The 17,543-nt window shown below is 61.7% G+C and carries 16 protein-coding genes; all 16 read left to right on the top strand.

Annotated features, from left to right (window positions below; genetic code table 11):
- Positions 1-53 precede the first annotated feature (53 nt).
- The 16 genes from ACE10X_RS29405 (at position 54) to ACE10X_RS29330 (ending at position 17,542) form a co-directional block, all read left to right on the top strand.
- Positions 54-623: a DapH/DapD/GlmU-related protein gene (locus ACE10X_RS29405; RefSeq protein ID WP_069275542.1), complete on the top strand. Its 570-nt coding sequence runs from the start codon at positions 54-56 to the stop codon at positions 621-623.
- Positions 613-1,464 (top strand): class I SAM-dependent methyltransferase, encoded by an 852-nt coding sequence (locus ACE10X_RS29400; RefSeq protein ID WP_253591598.1) that lies wholly within the window; start codon positions 613-615, stop codon positions 1,462-1,464. Before ACE10X_RS29405 ends, ACE10X_RS29400 begins: the two co-directional genes overlap by 11 nt.
- A gap of 3 nt (positions 1,465-1,467) precedes the next feature.
- Complete coding sequence (locus ACE10X_RS29395) at positions 1,468-2,397, top strand: NAD(P)-dependent oxidoreductase (protein ID WP_253591599.1); 930 nt, start codon at positions 1,468-1,470, stop codon at positions 2,395-2,397.
- Positions 2,331-3,578 carry a glycosyltransferase family 4 protein gene (locus ACE10X_RS29390; protein WP_370168387.1) on the top strand — a complete coding sequence of 416 codons (1,248 nt, stop codon included), beginning with the start codon at positions 2,331-2,333 and terminating at the stop codon, positions 3,576-3,578. Before ACE10X_RS29395 ends, ACE10X_RS29390 begins: the two co-directional genes overlap by 67 nt.
- A 170-nt stretch (positions 3,579-3,748) precedes the next feature.
- Complete coding sequence (asnB, locus tag ACE10X_RS29385; RefSeq protein ID WP_375763238.1) at positions 3,749-5,563, top strand: asparagine synthase (glutamine-hydrolyzing); 1,815 nt, start codon at positions 3,749-3,751, stop codon at positions 5,561-5,563.
- Entirely contained in the window at positions 5,560-6,663 is a 1,104-nt protein-coding gene (locus ACE10X_RS29380; protein ID WP_375763237.1) for a glycosyltransferase family 4 protein, read from the top strand. The genes asnB (ACE10X_RS29385) and ACE10X_RS29380 overlap by 4 nt, the downstream gene beginning before the upstream one ends.
- Positions 6,660-7,877 carry a glycosyltransferase family 4 protein gene (locus ACE10X_RS29375; protein WP_370168384.1) on the top strand — a complete coding sequence of 406 codons (1,218 nt, stop codon included), beginning with the start codon at positions 6,660-6,662 and terminating at the stop codon, positions 7,875-7,877. The genes ACE10X_RS29380 and ACE10X_RS29375 overlap by 4 nt, the downstream gene beginning before the upstream one ends.
- 137 nt (positions 7,878-8,014) lie before the next feature.
- A complete protein-coding gene (locus ACE10X_RS29370) occupies positions 8,015-8,653 on the top strand; it encodes a winged helix-turn-helix transcriptional regulator (RefSeq protein WP_069275548.1) in 639 nt (212 codons plus the stop codon).
- Positions 8,653-9,168 (top strand): transcription termination/antitermination protein NusG, encoded by a 516-nt coding sequence (locus ACE10X_RS29365; RefSeq protein ID WP_253591604.1) that lies wholly within the window; start codon positions 8,653-8,655, stop codon positions 9,166-9,168. Before ACE10X_RS29370 ends, ACE10X_RS29365 begins: the two co-directional genes overlap by 1 nt.
- Positions 9,169-9,300: 132 nt before the next feature.
- Positions 9,301-10,239, top strand: a complete 939-nt coding sequence (locus ACE10X_RS29360; RefSeq protein WP_069275550.1) for a Gfo/Idh/MocA family protein — start codon at positions 9,301-9,303, stop codon at positions 10,237-10,239.
- Positions 10,236-10,826 (top strand): acyltransferase, encoded by a 591-nt coding sequence (locus tag ACE10X_RS29355; protein WP_081334626.1) that lies wholly within the window; start codon positions 10,236-10,238, stop codon positions 10,824-10,826. The genes ACE10X_RS29360 and ACE10X_RS29355 overlap by 4 nt, the downstream gene beginning before the upstream one ends.
- A 35-nt stretch (positions 10,827-10,861) precedes the next feature.
- Positions 10,862-12,283, top strand: coding sequence for a hypothetical protein (locus ACE10X_RS29350; protein ID WP_069275551.1), 1,422 nt, complete (start codon positions 10,862-10,864; stop codon positions 12,281-12,283).
- Positions 12,284-12,330: 47 nt separating this feature from the next.
- Complete coding sequence (locus ACE10X_RS29345) at positions 12,331-13,659, top strand: hypothetical protein (RefSeq protein ID WP_253591607.1); 1,329 nt, start codon at positions 12,331-12,333, stop codon at positions 13,657-13,659.
- A 49-nt stretch (positions 13,660-13,708) separates the two neighbouring features.
- Entirely contained in the window at positions 13,709-15,625 is a 1,917-nt protein-coding gene (gene asnB, locus ACE10X_RS29340; RefSeq protein ID WP_253591608.1) for an asparagine synthase (glutamine-hydrolyzing), read from the top strand.
- Positions 15,626-15,648: 23 nt separating this feature from the next.
- On the top strand, positions 15,649-16,596 hold the full coding sequence (locus tag ACE10X_RS29335; protein ID WP_253591609.1) for an NAD-dependent epimerase/dehydratase family protein: 948 nt from the start codon (positions 15,649-15,651) through the stop codon (positions 16,594-16,596).
- 13 nt (positions 16,597-16,609) lie between these two features.
- Entirely contained in the window at positions 16,610-17,542 is a 933-nt protein-coding gene (locus ACE10X_RS29330; RefSeq protein WP_069275555.1) for an NAD-dependent epimerase/dehydratase family protein, read from the top strand.
- The last annotated feature ends 1 nt before the right edge of the window (position 17,543 follow it).

Raw genomic sequence — 17,543 nt, 5'->3', positions numbered from 1 at the left:
GTTCGACGAGAAGGCATGCGATGCTAACGCCATCTCTTGATCGAGTTGAGTAGATGAACCTCGACTATTGTCTGCGGCGACTCGTGGGACGGGCAACGTGTCGCCTTGGAGCGGGTGCGAAATTAATGCGAACAGCGCGCATTCGCAACGCTCGCGGCGACAGCGATCGAATTGTCATCCGCGATAGTAGCATTATCCGCGGGGAGTTGATGACCTTCGCGCATGGTGGGGAGATCAGAATCGGCGAATGGTGCTACGTTGGAGAAGGAACCCGGATCTGGTCTGCGGCGTCGATCGAGATCGGCAACCGCGTCCTGATCTCGCATTCGGCGAATGTCTTCGATAGTCTCACGCACCCGCTGCGGGCGGCCGAGCGGCACAAACAGGTTCAGCAGATTTTCACCCGTGGACATCCCAACGATATCTCGCTTGATGAGAGGCCGGTCAAAATCTGCGATGATGCCTGGATCGGCGCGGGTGCGATGGTCTTGCGCGGTGTGACGGTGGGCCAGGGCGCTATCGTCGCGGCCGGCGCGGTCGTGACCAGGGATGTCGCGGCGTTTTCGATCGTTGCGGGCAATCCGGCCGTATTGGTGAGGGAGCTTGGGCCCGATGAACGGTGAGCGCAAGTTTACCACCTGGGAGGACGCGGTGGTCTGGCTGCGCAATCAGCCGGACCAGCGCCAGCTTGTGCTCGATGCATTCTACGACGATCCGCTGGCCGACGCTGCCGAACGCTATTTCCGGAGCTCCGAGTGGCAGGCGGTCGCTTCGCTGCTGGCCGGCCGTTCCGGCGCCGCGCTCGATGTTGGCGCCGGCCGCGGCATTGCGAGCTACGCGCTCGCCCGAACCGGCTTTGCCGTGACGGCGCTCGAGCCGGATCCCAGTGCGATCGTGGGAGCGGCGGCGATCCGCGATCTGGCAGGGCAGACGCAACTGCCGATCCGGGTGGTCGAAGAGTTCTCCGAGCGGCTGCCGTTCGACGATGCGGCGTTCGATCTCGTCTTCGCCCGCGCCGTGCTGCACCACACGCGCGATCTCGAGGGAGCATGCCGGGAGATGTTTCGCGTGCTTCGGCCCGGCGGCATGCTGATCGCCGCGCGCGAGCATGTCATCAGCAAGGAGGTGGACCTTCCCCAGTTCCTCGCGCAGCATCCGCTGCATCATCTTTACGGGGGCGAGCATGCCTTCCTGCTCGATCGCTATATCGGCGCGCTGACCGCCGCAGGGTTTTCCGCGATCGACACGCTGGCGCCGCTGCAAAGCCCGATCAACCTGTTTCCCTATACGGTGGAGACCTTGAAATCGGCGATCGTGACCAGGTTGACGCAAAAGGTTCCGGTGGCGCCGCTGTGGCGAACCGCGTTTGCGTCACGCCTTGTGTTCGGCTCGCTGCTGTCGATGGCCGAACGTTTCGACAATCGACCGGGCCGGCTCTACTCCTTTGTCTGTCATAAGGCCTGAGCGATGATCGTCTGGGTCACAGGCGCGAATGGGTTCATCGGCCGCCATCTCGTGCATCAGCTGGCGGGAGCGGGCCATGCGGTGCACGGCGTCGGGCACGGCGCACTCGATGCAGCGGAATCCCGGCGGCTTGGTTTGCAGAGCTGGATCAACGGTGAAATCGACGCGGCCAATCTCAACGCGCTCGCAGCCGCGCACGGGCTACCGGCGCAGATCTTTCATCTGGCTGGCGGATCATCGGTCGGCATCTCGATCGAGCGGCCGTTCGAAGACTTTTCGCGGACCGTGGCGAGCACCGCGCGGCTGCTCGAATGGCTGCGCGGATCCGCGCCGAACTGCGCGGTGATCGCGGCGTCGAGTGCGGCCGTTTATGGAGCCGATCATGCCGGCCCGATTCCTGAGAGTGCCATTGCAGCTCCGATGTCGCCCTATGGGCAGCATAAGTTCATGATGGAGCAATTGTGTCGTAGCTACGCGCAGTCGTTTGGCATCCGCTGCTCGATCGTGCGGCTGTTCTCGGTCTATGGACCCAATTTGCGAAAGCAACTGCTCTGGGACATCTGCTCGCGGCTGGCGGCCAACGAGCAGGTGCTCACGCTTGGCGGGACGGGCAACGAAATCCGCGACTGGACCGACGTGCGCGATGTCGCAAGGCTGCTCGCAAGCGTCGCAGCGCCGTCGTCGCCGGCGGCCTTTTGGGTCATCAACGGCGGGTCGAGCCGCGGGACCAGCGTTGCCGATATCGCAGCCGGTCTCATCCGGCAGTGGGGTGGCAATACCGTTGTGCGACACTCGGGCGTAAGCCGGCCCGGCGATCCCCTGAGCCTGTTGGCCGACGATGCCGTGCTGCGCCAGATCGGGTTCGATTGGCGCATTCCGCTCGATCGGGGCCTGGCCGATTATGTAGCCTGGTTCAAGGGGCAGGCTTCGTGACGCCCCGCCCATTGCGGTTCGCGTTCAGTCACATTTCGCGACGGCTTTGGGCCGGCGGCTACAATTATCAGCGCAATCTGTTTGCGGCGCTTGCCAGGTTTCTGCCCGGCGAATTCGTTCCGATCGTCTTTGCCGGGAACAGGGCCGAGCAGAATGAGCTCGCGGAGCTTGCCGGAATACCGGGTGTCGAGGTCGTTCGATCGGAAGCGTTCGATGGACAGCCAGGGTTGGCCGCGGCACTCGGGTTTGGTCTGGATCGCGGAGCCGCGGCGGTGTTTCGCGGCGCCGGGATTGATGTCGTCGTCGAGTCGGCACGTTTCTTTGGTTGGCGGCTCGCGCATCCGGCCGTGGCCTGGATTCCGGATCTGCAGCACCGCTCTCTGCCGCAACTGTTTCCAACGACGGCACGCTGGCGCCGCGAGCTTGGCTTTCGCATGCAAATCGCCTCAGGCCGCACCATCATGCTGAGCAGCGAGAGCGCGCTGCGTGATTTCAAGGCCTACTATCCTGGCGCAAGAAACAAGGTCTGCGTCGTTCGCTTCGCGACCCAGCCGCCGGCCGCGTTCCTGAACACCGACCCGTCGGACGTGATCGCGGCATATAATCTGCCGGCGAACTATTTCTACCTGCCCAATCAGTTCTATCGCCACAAGAACCACCAGCTCGTCGTCGACGCCTTGACGATCCTGAAGAGGCGGGCGGTCGACGTGGTGATCTGTGCATCCGGCAGCAAGGAAGATCGGCGCGAGCCGGGCTACTACGATCTGGTCAACTCCGAGATCGAAAAGCGCGGCCTTGAAGCGCACTTCCGCCACCTCGGCGTTATCCCGCTGCCGCATGTCTACGCGCTGCTGCGCGCCTCAACCGCACTGATCAACCCGTCGCGCTTCGAGGGCTGGAGCACGACCGTCGAGGAGGCGAAGTCGTTTGGCGTTCCGATGATCCTGTCGGACATCGACGTGCATCGGGAGCAGTCCGCGGGTAGCGCCCGCTATTTCGGCGTCGACGATCCGGTCGCGTTGGCAGACCACCTGATGCAGGCCGCGCAGGACGCTCACGGGCCCATCATTCGGAACGTCGTCCCGCACCAGGATGACAATGTCAGCGCGTTCGCAGCGAGTTTTGCGGCGACAATGCGACAGGCCGCAGGTCAGGATGTCGGTGAACCGATCGGAAGATAGGCGTTAAGTCAGCTCGCGCAAGCGCTCCTTCACCCGGTGAGGTTGACGTTCATCGCGTGAACGGGGTAGAGGTGAGCTCAGGCGCCGGATGGGATTTCAAGCCATGGCGGCTCGAATGCGTTTCCTGTCGCATTGTCCACGAAACCCAAGCGAATATAGGTCAGTCACTCGTGTGCGGCATATTCGGCCTAGTCGCCAAGAACGGGCTCGTTGATGCTGATCAAGTCGATCGACTGACCGATCTCGTCGCTCACCGCGGCCCGGATGGGCGCGGAGTGCGGGTCAATGGCGCGGTCGGGTTGGGGCACCGGCGGTTGGCCATCATCGACTTGACCGACGACGGCGCGCAGCCGATGCGCGATCGCCTGCTCCCGATCTGGATCACCTACAACGGTGAGATCTACAACTATCTCGAGCTTCGTGCAGAACTCGAAGCGCTCGGTCACGTCTTTCATACCGCCTCCGACACCGAGGTTTTGCTGGCGGCCTATGTCCGCTGGGGCGAGAAGTGCCTCGACCGTTTCAACGGCATGTGGTCGTTCGCGATTCACGACGAGCGCGACAATACGCTGTTCTGCGCGCGCGATCGCTTTGGCGTAAAGCCATTCTACTTCGCAAACACGGCGACGCAGTTAGCGTTCGGTTCGGAAATTCGCCAGCTGCTTCCCCTGATCGGGCGTTCGATCGCGGACGACGATCTCGTCAGGGATTTTCTCGTCTGCGGTTTGAGCGATCACACCAGCCGGACCTTCTTCAAGGGTATCGAGAAGCTGCCGCCCGGACACAAGTTGCGCGTCGACGTGTCGACGGGGCGGATCGAGATCGAGCGCTATTACTCGCTGGCGCCTCGTTTGGCCGTGGCGAACGAACAGGATGCGGCCAGGTTACTGGCGGAACTGCTCGACGATGCGACGCGCCTGCGCCTGCGCTCGGATGTTCGCGTCGGAACCTGCTTGTCGGGAGGTTTGGACAGTTCGAGCGTCGCGACGCTGGCCGCAAGGCACTACGCCTCGTCCTCCAATGGTCGCTTCTTTGCAATTACTGCGGTGAGCGAGCAGGCGGCGAACAACGAGGAAGCCTACGCGGCCGACGTCGTGGAAAAGGCCGAGCTGAACTGGTTGCGGACCAAGCCGAGCTACGAGGATTTCGCATTGACTGCGGACGCCTTGCTCGAGGTGCAGGAAGAGCCGTTCGCTGGCCCCTCGATCATGATGCAATACGAGGTGATGAAGACGGCGCGCGCGAACGGCGTGATTGTGCTGCTCGATGGTCAGGGGGGCGATGAGACGCTGCTGGGCTATCATCGCTATTATGCGGCGTGGCTCCGCGACCAGCTGGATCGCTCCGGTGTAAGGGGATTTTTCACCGCCTTCCGCGCGGCCACACAGGCTGGCGTTTCGGCTCAACGCTTGCTGATGTACCTGTTTGGCGCCAGCTCGGCGGTGCTAAGGGCCACATTCTACCGCTGGCGATACGCCTTCCTGAAGAACCCGGACTTGCCGGAGTGCCTTCGCCGTTTTGCGCGGGAGACGAGGGACGCGCAGGAAATGCAGGTACTGGAGATCACGGAGACGAACCTGCCGATGCTACTCCGTTTCGAGGACAAGAACTCGATGCGGTTTGGGATCGAGACGCGATTGCCATTCCTGGATTACCGATTTGTTGAGTTTGCATTGAGCTTGCCAACGCGCATCAAGTTGAACAACGGGTGGACGAAGTGGCCGCTCCGTGCAGCCATGCAGGAGGTTCTTCCGGCCAACATATCCTGGCGCAAGGACAAGATCGGTTTCGCCGCGCCCGATCAGCTATGGCTCAATCGACACTCGCCTGTGATGTATGAAAAGGTGGCCGGCAGCGCACTGCTTGCTCGGTACGCGGACATGGCTGCGGTGAAGAGGAAATTTCACCGGCTCGACCTCGGAATGCGCTGGCGGCTCTATTGCGTGGCGCTTTGGGCTGAGCGCTTCGGGGTTGAAGCTCCATGAAGATTTGCATGTTGTCGAGTGTCCATTCGGCCGATGACATTCGAATCGTCGAGAAGGAAGCGCGGAGCCTCTCCGAGGCCGGTCACGACGTGACTGTCGTGGCGCGATCACCCCGTCCGAGCGATCCAGGGCGCATTGAATTCAAGTTGATCGAGGTGCCGCCGGTTGCCCGATGGAAGCGCCCGTGGGTCGCGGGACGAGCGGCGCTTGCGCTTGCCCGCGCGTCCGGCGCCGATGTCGTGCAATTCCACGATCCGGAACTGATTCCGTTCGCGCTTTGGCTCAAGAGCCGGCGGTGCAAGGTGGTCTATGACGTTCACGAGGACGTGCCGTCGGACATCCATTCCAAGCGGTGGATTTGGCCCTGGATGCGGCCTCTTGTGGCGCGCGCGATGGAACTGGTGGAGCGAAGCGCCGCGCGACGCTTTGATGCGATCGTGGCGGCGACACCGGCGATCGCGGATCGCTTTCAGAGCTATGGTGCTGATGTCACACTGGCCAGGAACACCGTGCGGCTCGACGAATTCATCGAGCCGACGCCGATCACAAAGCGGCGGCGCCAGGCAGTCTACGTGGGCCGCACCAGCTTCGATCGCGGACTCGTCGAAATGGTCGAAGCCTGTGCCGCAGTGCGGCTGCCGCTCGTGCTCGCGGGAACCATTGGCCGCGAAGAGCAAGCCTGGCTTGAGAAATCATCCGCCGACGTGTCATATAGGGGCAGGCTGGGACGTCGCGAGATCGCGACGCTGCTGAATGAAAGTATCATCGGACTCAACCTGCTGTTGCCCGAACCGAATTATTTGCTCTCACTTCCAACCAAGCTTTTTGAGTATATGGCCGCTGGGCTACCTGTTATTTCGAGTGATTTGCCGAAATCCAAGGAGATCGTCGAGGCCGCCGGCTGCGGCATCGTCGTGTCGCTGAGCGATCGCGCGGCCCTGCTCGACAGCCTGTCGAGGCTCGCGGACGATCCTCAAATGGCGATCGGACTAGGGCTGGCGGGACGGGCCGCGGTTGCCAGGAATTTCAATTGGCAGCACGACGCTGCGGCGCTCAACGACCTCTACCAGCGATTTGCTTCACCCGAGGCGGCGGTATGAACATCTGGCTGGTGCATCCCTTTGCCGGCGGACCCGGCCTGGGGCGTCACTATCGCCCGTTCTGGCTGGCGGACGCCTGGGGCAAGATGGGGCACCGGGTGGTGGTGGTCAGCGCCGCCTTCCATCACCTGCACCGACAGCCGCGCGTTCCAGGACCGCAGCGGATCAACGACATCGACTTCTGGTTTCTCGATACACCGCGCTACACCAGCGGCAGCCTGGGGCGGCTGCGCAACAATTTGCGCTTCGGGCCGGCCTTCGGTTCGGCGGCGCCTGCAATTGCCGCACAGTTCGGCAAGCCGGATCTGATGATCGCGTCGAGCCCGCATCTGTTCTTCGTCTCAGGGGCGCACCAGGTCGCGCGGCGTTTCGATGCGAGGTTCTGGGTGGAGGTCCGCGACCTCTGGCCGGAGAGCATCATTGCGCTCGGAATGACCCCGGCATGGCACCCGCTGATGAAGGTGCTCGGCTGGAAGGAGCGCGCCGCGTATCGCGCGGCAGATCGCGTGATCTGCCTGCTGGCCGGAGCAGAACCGCATATGCGGGCGCGTGGCTTGTCGGCCGGCAGCTTCCTGTGGATCCCGAATGGGGTCTCCGACGGCGAGATCCAAAGCGCGCTGACGATCGAGACACTTCGCCACCCCTTGATCGATCGCATCAATCTGCTGAAGCAGCAGGGCAGGCGCGTGGTGCTCTACGCCGGCGGCATGGGCCCTCCGAACGCCGTGGAGGCCATTCTCGATGCAGCCGCGATCCTCGGCATATCGAACCCCGAGATTCGCTTCGTGATGATCGGTTCAGGCACCTCGCGGGGCGCGCTCGAACAGCGGGCGGCGGCGCTTGGCAATGTCGAGTTTCACAACGAGGTTGATCGATCGGTCGTGCACGGCATGCTGCACGCGTCCGATTGCGCGGTCGTCGCCTTCCACAAGAACGCGCTCTATCACCATGGCATCAGCCCCAACAAGCTGTTCGACTACTGCCTGTTCGCGCCGCGCAGCGTCATTGCCTGTGAGGAGCGGGCGCTGGCCGGGCTCGAGGGTCTGGTGACCGCACGGTGCGCACCTGACGATGCTGATGCGCTTGCGGCATCCCTGCGCGCCGCCCTCGACGGTCCGGGGCGTCCGCGCGGTGATCGTGTCGTCGCCGCGCAGCGCTACAGCTACTCGACGCTCGCGGCGCAATATCTGGCCGGGCCCCGTGATCCTGTCTGAATTGTGGCCATTGTAACACAGTTCCCGAAGATAATTTCTTTTATAATCAGATAGTTGCGATGTTCATGGCGTGAACGAATATGCTTGACGTTCATCGAGTGAACGCGCTATCAGCCTCTCCAGTGGGGACAGGCGTGATGGCGGGCACTCTACCGACGGATGAGAATGACAGCGACCGGCTCGTGCTCGGGCTGCTCACCTCGCTTGAGGCGGATGGCGCACAGTCGCAGCGGCGGATCGCAGCCGAACTGGGCGTCGCGCTCGGCCTGGTCAACGCCTACCTGAGGCGGGCGATCAAGAAGGGCTTTATCAAGGTCGGGTCGGCGCCCGCGCGGCGATATGCCTACTACCTTACACCGCAGGGCTTCTCCGAGAAATCGCGGCTCACCGTCCAATTCTTGTCCGATTCTTTTTCGCTCTTCCGCAAGGCGAAGGGCGAATACGGCAAGCTGTTCGAACGCGCGCAGGCGCGTGGCTTCCGGCGGGTTGTGCTTGCCGGGCAATCGGACCTTTGCGAAATCGCGATCCTGTGCGCGGTCGACGGGCCGATCTCGGTTCTTGCGATCGTTGATCCCGATGCAACCGCGTGCCGGTTCATCGGCGTCAAGGTGGTTTCCTCCTATGCGTTGGTGGGCGAGCCGTTTGATGCGGTCGTCGTGACCCATTTGACCGGCGCGAGACATGTATTCGACCAGGCGGTCAACAAGTTCGGGGTAGAGAAGGTGCTCGCTCCGGAGCTGCTGGGTCTGCATCCAAAGCAGTCGCAGGGGGCGTGATGGCGATGCAGCCCGGCTCGCGCTGGTACGTCGTGCAGACGCAGGTCAACGCCGAAGCAAAAGCGGCGGCTGGCCTCGTGCGGCAGGGCTTCTCCACGTACCTTCCCCGCTATCAGAGGCGCCGCAGTCATGCGCGGAAGGTGGAGTTGGTGCCGCGGCCACTGTTCCCGCGTTACCTTTTCGTTGCAATCGACGTTGCGGCCCAGCGCTGGCGTGCCATTCAATCGACGCTCGGTGTTTCGCATCTCGTGTGCGTGGGAGACCGGCCGGCCGCGGTTGAAGGTGGCGTCATCGAGGCGCTGAGATCGCGCGAGGACGAGGCCGGATTCATTCAGCTCGTGCGCCGGCCGGCCTTCTCGCCCGGTGACACCGTGAGGATTGTCCAGGGTGCATTCGTCGACAGTCTTGCGCTCGTGGAAGATGCCAGCGATCACCATCGCGTGGCTGTTCTTTTGAACCTGCTCGGCCGCAAGGTTCGCGTTCTTGTCGGGGCGGATCTGATCGCCGCGGCTTGAACACGTCTGCTGCCCGGCGGGCGTGATGATATTTCTTGGCTTGGGTGTGAGCTCGATTCACCCCGAGTGCGGTAGCTTGCCTGAAGCAAACAGCCTGCCTAAACAAACGGAAAGTTCGAAGAGAGGAAATTCATGACGATCTACGCGCTGATCGGTGCCGCCGGCTACATCGCGCCGCGGCACATGCGGGCGATGGCCGATACTGGCGGCAAGCTCGCGGTGGCTTACGATCCGAACGACTCCGTGGGAATCATGGACAGCCATTTTCCCGATGCCGAGTTCTTTACGGAATTCGAGCTGTTCGATCGCCACGTCGGTGCGTTGCAGCGCGACGGCAAGACGCTCGATTACATGACCATCTGCTCGCCGAACTACCTTCACGACGCGCACTGCCGGTTTGCGCTTCGTTCTGGAGTGGATGCGATCTGCGAAAAGCCGCTGGTGCTCAATCCCGGCGACATCGACGGACTGGCGGCGATTGAGCGCGATACCGGCCGGCGCATCTCCACCATCCTGCAATTGCGCCTGCATCCGGCGATCATCGCGCTCCGCGACCGCTTCGCCAATTCGCAGAAGCGTCACAAGGTGGAGCTGACCTACATCACATCGCGCGGGCGCTGGTACCACACCTCCTGGAAAGGCGCGGAGGAAAGGTCCGGCGGCGTCGCCACCAATATCGGGGTGCACTTCTTCGACATGCTGAGCTTCGTGTTCGGCTCCGCCAGCCGCAACGAGGCGCATCTGCGCGAGGCGGAGCGGGCTGCAGGCTCGCTGGAATGCGAGCGCGCCGACGTGAGCTGGTTCCTGTCGCTGGACCGCAACGATCTGCCTGACAGCGTGAAGGGTAAGAAGACGACCTTCCGCTCCATCACCGTCGACGGCGAGGAGGTCGAGTTCTCCGAGGGATTCACTGATCTTCACACTAGGAGCTATGAGGAGATCGTCGCAGGCCGTGGCTTTCGCCTAGACGAAGTCCGCCCCTCGATCGACATCGTCTCCACGTTCCGCACGGCGCCGATCGTTCGCAGCAACGGCGTTCACGCCTTTGCCCAGAAGGCGATGCACAAATGAGCGAGATGCGCGAGGATCCGCGCTTCCCGGGCGTATTGATCCATCAATCGAGCTACGTCGACGATGGCGCCATGCTTGGGCGCGGCACCAAGGTCTGGCACTTCTGCCATATTCTGTCGCGCACGGTGATCGGCGAGAATTGCTCGATTGGCCAGAACGTGATGATCGGTCCAAACGTCAAGATCGGAAACGGCTGCAAGATCCAGAACAACGTCTCGATCTACGATGGCGTCGAGCTTGCGGACGACGTGTTTTGCGGTCCGAGCTGCGTCTTCACCAACGTCAATAACCCGCGCGCCGACGTTTCGCGGAAAGACGAGTTTCGGAAGACCCCGATCGGACGCGGCGTGAGCATCGGCGCCAATGCGACCATCGTTTGCGGGCATTCGCTGGGCGAGTACTGCTTTGTCGGGGCCGGTTCGGTGATCACGAAGGATGTTCCTGCGTTTGCATTGATGGCAGGAAATCCGGCAAGAAGGATCGGCTGGATGAGCAGGGCGGGTGAGCGGCTCGGCGACGATCTGAAGTGTCAGCGGTCCGGCGAAGCTTACGTTGAAATTGACGGCCTTCTCAAAGAGAAGCACTAGGCCAGCTTTTTTCAAACCAACCTTCAGTAGCCCAGATGATTCCAGTCACCCATCCGGTCCCTCCGCTCACTGCGGTCGACGCGCCCAATCTCAAGCGTCTTAACTTTCTGCTGCTCTGCGATTTCATGCCGGGCAGCGCCTCCACGATTATCGACCACGTCATGGGCTTGAAGGAGTTCTCCAGGCACTCGATCCAGATCTTCAACTCGCGGGGCGACGTATCCACCCTGCTCGAGCTCGACCGGTTTGACGGTGTTATCATCCACTATTCTCTCGTCGCCTGCATGGACACTTATATTGGTCCCAATCTGCGGGCCGCCATCTGCAGGTTCAAGGGGCTGAAAGCAGCCTTCATCCAGGACGAGTATCGCTGGATAAACGACACGATGGCCGCGTTCCGACAGCTCGGCATCCATATCCTGTTCAGTGTAGTGCCCCAGGAGATCATGGACGAATACTATCCGCAGGATCGGCTGCCGAATGTCGTCCGGGAAACCGTACTCACCGGCTACGTGCCGGGCGAATTGCTCGACAGGAAGGTGCCGCGTCTCGAGGATCGATCCATCGATGTCGGCTACCGTGCGAGAAAGGTTCCCGACTGGTTGGGAAGCTTTGCCCAGGAGAAGTGGCTGATTGCCGGTCGGTTTGAGGCGGATGCTGCCCCGTACGGACTGACCTGCGACATGTCCACGCGCGAGGAAGACCGCATCTACGGCGAGAACTGGGTCGATTTCCTTGCCAACTGCAAGGCGGTCCTCGGCACCGAAAGTGGCGCCAGCGTTTGCGACTTCACAGGCGAGATTCAGCGCAACGTGGATCAACATCTGGCCCGTGATCCATCGGCGAGCTTTGAAACGCTGCGCGATCTTTATTTCAAGGACGAGGACAATCGCGTCATTCTTGCCGTCATCTCGCCGAGATGCTTCGAGGCGGCCGCGCTACGAACATTGATGATCCTGTACGAGGGCACCTATTCGGGAAGGCTGGAGCCCTGGCGGCACTATGTGCCGCTGAAAAAGGATCATTCCAACGTGGCCGAGGTCATGGAGGTGCTGCGCGATTCCGCACGGGCGCAGGAGATTGTCGATCGGGCCTATCGTGAGGTTGCGCTCAATCCCGACAACAGCTTCGAGGCAATGGTCCGGCAGGTCGATCGCGCCATTGACCGTCGATACCGCCCCGAAATGGCGGCAACGAAACGGTGCTATGCCGAAGGGGAGCTTGTCGCATTGCTCGAGCGCGAAAAGCGCCGCAACCGGCGCCGGGAGCTGATGCAGCGAGTGATCCGGAAGGCGAAGCAGACGGTGCGCCACCGTCTGGTCATCATCGCGAAGGTTGTTGCCGCGAGGGGCGTCATCCATGTGGCGCGTCTGACGCCAGGTCCGCTCCGTCGTTGGGCGAAAGGGATCATTTTGCGGCGCGCGAGAATTCGCCGCCTCATCGGGATTGATGCGTGACAGTTGTTGCGGTCCCACGCTGCCGGGTGCAGGGTTAGTCCTCGATCGTGCGCATCCTTATCCTGCACGAACTCGACGATCTTGGTTCGGCGCGACGTACGTCGATCAATCACGCGTTCGCGCTCGTCAAATACGCTCCTCAGCACGAATATACGCTGCATAGCACGCGCCAACCCGTTACTGCCCGTCTTCGCGAACAGACCTTCGATGCGATCATTCTCGACACCACGTTTCTGTGCTGGAGATGGGCGAGGCCGAAATCGCTGTGGCTGGACCGGATCCTCGATGCCTACGACTTCGTCGCGAAATCGGATGCCGTCAAGGTGGCGCTGCCACAGGACGAGTACGATCACGCCGAGATACTCGACAACTGGCTCGCGGACTGGAAAGTCGATCTCGTCTATTCCGTCTGCTACGACCATCGTGTGGAGTTCTATCCTCGTTCGCGGAAGCATGCCCGGGTGCTCGAGGCCCTGACGGGATACGTCGACGACGCCGACATCGGCCTGACGCAGCGCTTTGCCGTGCCGTTCAGGGACCGGGAGATCGACGTCGGCTACAGGGCCAGGGCATTGCCCGCCTATTTTGGCAAAATTGGTCAGCTGAAGACCGAACTGGGCGATCGCTTCCGCTCCAGCATGGCCGATCGCCAGCTGAAGCTGGATATCTCAACGCAGGCGCGCGACGCCCTCGTTGGCGACACTTGGCTGCAGTTTCTGGGCAACAGCAAGTTCACCCTGGGCTGCGAGAGCGGAAGTTCGCTCCTGGACGCCAGAGGGGAGATCAGGGAGTGCGTCGAGCGGCGGCTGCAGCGCAACCCGGCGGCCAGCTTCGAGGAATTGGAGCAGGCCTGCTTTGCCGGTCAGGATATGAGGAAGGTCTATACCGCAGCCGGGCCGCGTCTGTTCGAGGCAGCGATCGCGCGGTCCTGTCAGATACTGACGCCCGGCAACTACGGCGGCGCCCTTAGGGCGGGTGAGCACTACATCGCACTCGCGCCTGATTGCTCGAATGCTGAATACGTCTACGAGCAGATGCAGGACGAGGACGCCAACCAGGCGCGGATCGAGGCCTGTTACCGTGCCTTGGTGGAGGATCCGAAGTTCCGCTATAGGAATTTCGTGGCGGGTCTGCTAGCGGAGGTTCGTGATGCTGCGATCAAGAAGGGGCGACGACTCCCTGATTGCGGTAGCTCAACCGGTGCGGTAACAGACGAGCTTTCCTTAAGGGAGTCGTTTACCCGCGCCGTTCTTCGGGCGCATCAGCATCACATCGATGATGTGAAGGAAATCAGGTTGCTACCCAACTTCCTTCATACAATTATCGTTACGCTTGTCCGTCAGATGTCGTCGCTCGCGCGCAGAATTCGCGGATAGCGCTTTAGTGTCTTTGCAGCGATCTTGAATATCGAGGTTCTCTGAATTCATGTGTGGCATCGCAGGATTTGCATCTCTGTCCGGTCATCCCGTCGCAAGGCGCGTCGCGTCGCTCAACGCGATGAGCAACTTGATTGCGCATCGCGGACCCGACGGCTCGGGGCAATGGAGTGATGACGCCGGTAGCGTCGGGCTGGTCCACCGCCGGCTTGCGATCATCGATTTGTCACCTGCCGGCGCCCAGCCGATGAAGGGTGCCAACAGCACCGTGATTTCCTACAACGGTGAGATCTACAACTTCATCGAGCTTCGCGAGCAGCTCTCGGACAGCTGGACGTTCCAGTCCCATTCGGACACCGAGGTGATCCTCGCCGCCTACGCCAAATGGGGCGAGCGCTGCGTCGATCATCTGCGCGGGATGTTCGCCTTCGCGATCTGGGACGGAAGAAACAAGAAGCTGTTTGCCGCTCGCGATCGCTTCGGGATCAAGCCGTTCTATTACACGGTGCAACAGGGGATCTTCTACTTCGCGTCGGAGGCCAAGGCACTGTTACCGTTCTTAAGCGACATCGAGACCGACGCCGATGCGCTGAGCGAGTATCTCACGTTTCAGTACACGATTGGCAAGAAGACCCTGTTCAAGGGGATTTCGGCCCTGCTGCCCGGCCATCTGCTTCGGCTCGAGGGCGGCGAAGTCGTGACGTCCCGATACTGGGACGTGCAATACGATGTCGATTTCGATCGCAGCCCTGTGTACTTCGAACGACGCTTCACCGAGTTGTTGTACGACTCGATGCAGGTGCACTTGCGCTCCGACGTTCCGGTCGGCGGTTACGTGTCGGGAGGCCTCGACTCCAGTCTGGTCGCCCTTATGGCGTCCAAGCTGGATCACCGCAGCCGTGACGCATTTCACGGGCGCTTTCTCGAATTCCCGGGGTATGACGAGAGCGGCTACGCCAAGACCGTGACGGACCTGGCCGACATGTCGCTCCACATGGTCGACATTACTGCCGCCGACTTCCGGAACAGCATCGCCGATGTGATCTATCACCTCGACTTTCCGGTCGCCGGGCCGGGATCGTTCCCGCAATACATGGTGTCCGCGCTCGCGGCGAAGAACGTCAAGGTCGTGCTCGGCGGACAGGGCGGCGACGAATTGCTCGGCGGCTATGCGCGCTATCTGGTCGCCTATTTCGAGCAGTGCATCAAGGCGGCGATCGATGGTACCTATCAGAGTGGCCACTATGTGGTCACAATCGAGTCGATCGTGCCCAATCTCGGCCTGCTGCGCGAATACAAGCCGATGATCAAGGAATTCTGGCGCGCCGGCCTGTTCGAGGATCTCGACCGCAGGTACTTCCGCCTGGTCGATCGTTCGACCGACATGGTCGGTGAGGTCGATTGGAGCGCGCTGAACAAGGAGGCTGTGTTCGAGTCCTTCCGCGCCATCTTCAACAACCAGGACAATGTGCGGAAGGAAGCCTATTTCGACAAAATGACGCACTTTGACTTCAAGAGCCTGTTGCCGGCGCTGCTTCACGTCGAGGACCGTATGAGCATGGCGCACGGCCTGGAGAGCCGCGTGCCGTTGCTGGATCATCCGCTCGTGGAGTTTCTCGCTACCGTGCCGGCCGACGTGAAGTTCATGGGCGGGCAGATGAAGCAGCTCATGAAGACGGCTTATCGCGAGACCCTGCCGAAAGCGCTGTTGCAGCGCCGCGACAAAATGGGTTTTCCGGTTCCGCTGAAGGAATGGTTCGACGGTGAGCTCAAGGACTTCGTCCTCGACATCTTCGGTGAACAGCGCTCGAAGCATCGCCCGTTCTTCAACAGTGATGTCGTGCTCTCCAGTTTTGGCGAGCAGTCCCGTTTCTCCCGAAAGACCTGGGGTCTCCTCAGTCTGGAACTCTGGCACCAACGGTTTCACGACCGGGCGGCCGAGTTCCGCGCGATGGTCAGTGCTTAAACTTCTCAATCTGGATGGTGGCTATGAAAGTATTTGTAACCGGCGGAGCCGGGCAGGTCGGATCGACTGTGATTGACATGCTGCTGTCGCGCGGCGACGTGGTGGTTGCGATCGACAATTATGCGACCGGCAGAGCCGACAACCTCACCAAGCACGCAAACCTGACCCTGGTTGAGGATACGATCGCGAATTCCGCGGTGGTCGATCAGCTGTTCTCGGACTTCCGGCCCGAGGTCGTCATCCATACCGCGGCGTCCTACAAGGATCCCGAGGACTGGAGCAGCGATGCGCTGGTGAACGCCGTCGGTACGGCCAACATCGCGAAGGCCTGCAAGACCTTCGGTGTCTCGCGCCTGATCTACTTCCAGACGGCGCTCTGCTACGGCACCAAGCCGCTGCAATCCCCGATCCCGCTGGACCACCCGATCAACCCCGTCAATTCCAGCTACGCGATCTCGAAGACGGCCGGCGAGCACTACGTGCAGTTCTCCGGCGTCGAATGGGTGACGTTCCGCCTCGCCAACGTGATCGGGCCGCGAAACGTGTCGGGTCCGCTGCCGATCTTCTACGGGCGGTTGGCCAAGGGACAGAAGTGCTTCGTCACGCCGGCGCGCCGCGACTTTTGCTACGCGGGTGATCTCGCTCGCGTCGTCATCAAGGCTGCCGACGGTGTCGGCCGTGGCACCTATCACTTCTCGTCGGGCAAGGATGTCGCCATCAAGGAGCTCTACGATTCCGTGGTGCGAGCCATGAAGATCAATGACTATCCGGAGCCGGAAGTGAAGCCGCTCGGCCCGGACGACGCACCTTCGATCCTGCTCGACCCTTCACGCACGTTCAAGGATTTCGGCGCCGTCGAGTTCACCTCGCTTGACGAAATCGCCCGCCTGTCGGTCGAGCGCTGGGAGAAGGAGGGGGTCGTCGGCGGCTATACCCACCTGAAGGAAGCGCGTGCGGAAATCCGCACCTGATCGGAACGGCGACATGCGCATCATCATCACCGGCGGCGCAGGCTGCCTCGGCTCGAACCTGATCGAGCATTGGCTGCCGCAGGGCCACGAGATTCTCGTGATCGACAACTTCGCCACCGGCAAGCGCGAGGTTGTGCCGGCGCTTCCCGGACTGACCCTGATCGAAGGTTCGATCGCCGATCGGAATCTCGTTGCCTCGGCGTTCGAGAAGTTTCAACCGACGCATGTCGTGCATTCGGCGGCTTCCTACAAGGATCCGGCGAACTGGCGCGAAGATATCGCAACCAACGTCGATGGCACCGCAAACGTGATCGACGCGGCGCGCGCTGCCGGTGCGGTCCGGATACTTAACTTCCAAACCGTGTTGTGTTACGGCCGGCCGGAAAGCACGCCGATCCCGGTCGAGCATCCGCTGCGGCCGTTCACCAGCTACGGCATCTCGAAGGTCGCCGGCGAGCAGTATCTGGCGATGAGCGGCCTGCCTTATGTGTCGCTGCGTCTTGCCAACGTGACCGGGCCGCGTCTGGCGATCGGTCCGATCCCCACCTTCTACAAGCGCCTGAAGGCCGGGCAGGGCTGCTTTTGCAGCGACGCACAGCGCGATTTCCTCGACATGTCCGACTTTTTGGCCGCAGTGGATCTCGCGATGGCCGAGCAGGCGCCGACCGGCGTCTTCAACGTGTCGAGCGGGATCGGTCACTCGATCAAGGAAATCTACGACCTCGTGCGTTCCCACCTCGGACTGCCGGCCGATCCTGATGTGAAGGTGGTGCCGGTTGGTGATGACGACGTGCCGTCTGTCGTTCCCGATCCGAGCCGGACCCGTGCGGCTTTCGGATGGCAAGCCAGGGTGCCTTTCGATGAGACCATCCGGCGCCTGCTTGCATGGTACGACGCCCATGGCGTGAGCGACGTTTACAGTCACCTGGCGGCACCCAAGAGCTGAT

Source organism: Bradyrhizobium sp. Pha-3 (assembly GCF_042258325.1).
GTDB lineage: Bacteria > Pseudomonadota > Alphaproteobacteria > Rhizobiales > Xanthobacteraceae > Bradyrhizobium > Bradyrhizobium elkanii.
Note: the sequence above shows the minus strand (reverse complement) of the source record. Positions and strands in the feature narration are given on the sequence as shown.

Excerpts from the sequence above, each read along its gene's own strand:
- ACE10X_RS29405 (WP_069275542.1), top strand. The coding sequence starts at position 54 with ATGAACCTCGACTATTGTCTGCGGCGACTCGTGGGACGGGCAACGTGT.
- ACE10X_RS29400 (WP_253591598.1), top strand. The coding sequence starts at position 613 with ATGAACGGTGAGCGCAAGTTTACCACCTGGGAGGACGCGGTGGTCTGG.
- ACE10X_RS29395 (WP_253591599.1), top strand. The coding sequence starts at position 1,468 with ATGATCGTCTGGGTCACAGGCGCGAATGGGTTCATCGGCCGCCATCTC.
- ACE10X_RS29380 (WP_375763237.1), top strand. The coding sequence starts at position 5,560 with ATGAAGATTTGCATGTTGTCGAGTGTCCATTCGGCCGATGACATTCGA.
- ACE10X_RS29375 (WP_370168384.1), top strand. The coding sequence starts at position 6,660 with ATGAACATCTGGCTGGTGCATCCCTTTGCCGGCGGACCCGGCCTGGGG.
- ACE10X_RS29370 (WP_069275548.1), top strand. The coding sequence starts at position 8,015 with ATGGCGGGCACTCTACCGACGGATGAGAATGACAGCGACCGGCTCGTG.
- ACE10X_RS29365 (WP_253591604.1), top strand. The coding sequence starts at position 8,653 with ATGGCGATGCAGCCCGGCTCGCGCTGGTACGTCGTGCAGACGCAGGTC.
- ACE10X_RS29360 (WP_069275550.1), top strand. The coding sequence starts at position 9,301 with ATGACGATCTACGCGCTGATCGGTGCCGCCGGCTACATCGCGCCGCGG.
- ACE10X_RS29355 (WP_081334626.1), top strand. The coding sequence starts at position 10,236 with ATGAGCGAGATGCGCGAGGATCCGCGCTTCCCGGGCGTATTGATCCAT.
- ACE10X_RS29350 (WP_069275551.1), top strand. The coding sequence starts at position 10,862 with ATGATTCCAGTCACCCATCCGGTCCCTCCGCTCACTGCGGTCGACGCG.
- asnB (WP_253591608.1), top strand. The coding sequence starts at position 13,709 with ATGTGTGGCATCGCAGGATTTGCATCTCTGTCCGGTCATCCCGTCGCA.
- ACE10X_RS29335 (WP_253591609.1), top strand. The coding sequence starts at position 15,649 with ATGAAAGTATTTGTAACCGGCGGAGCCGGGCAGGTCGGATCGACTGTG.
- ACE10X_RS29330 (WP_069275555.1), top strand. The coding sequence starts at position 16,610 with ATGCGCATCATCATCACCGGCGGCGCAGGCTGCCTCGGCTCGAACCTG.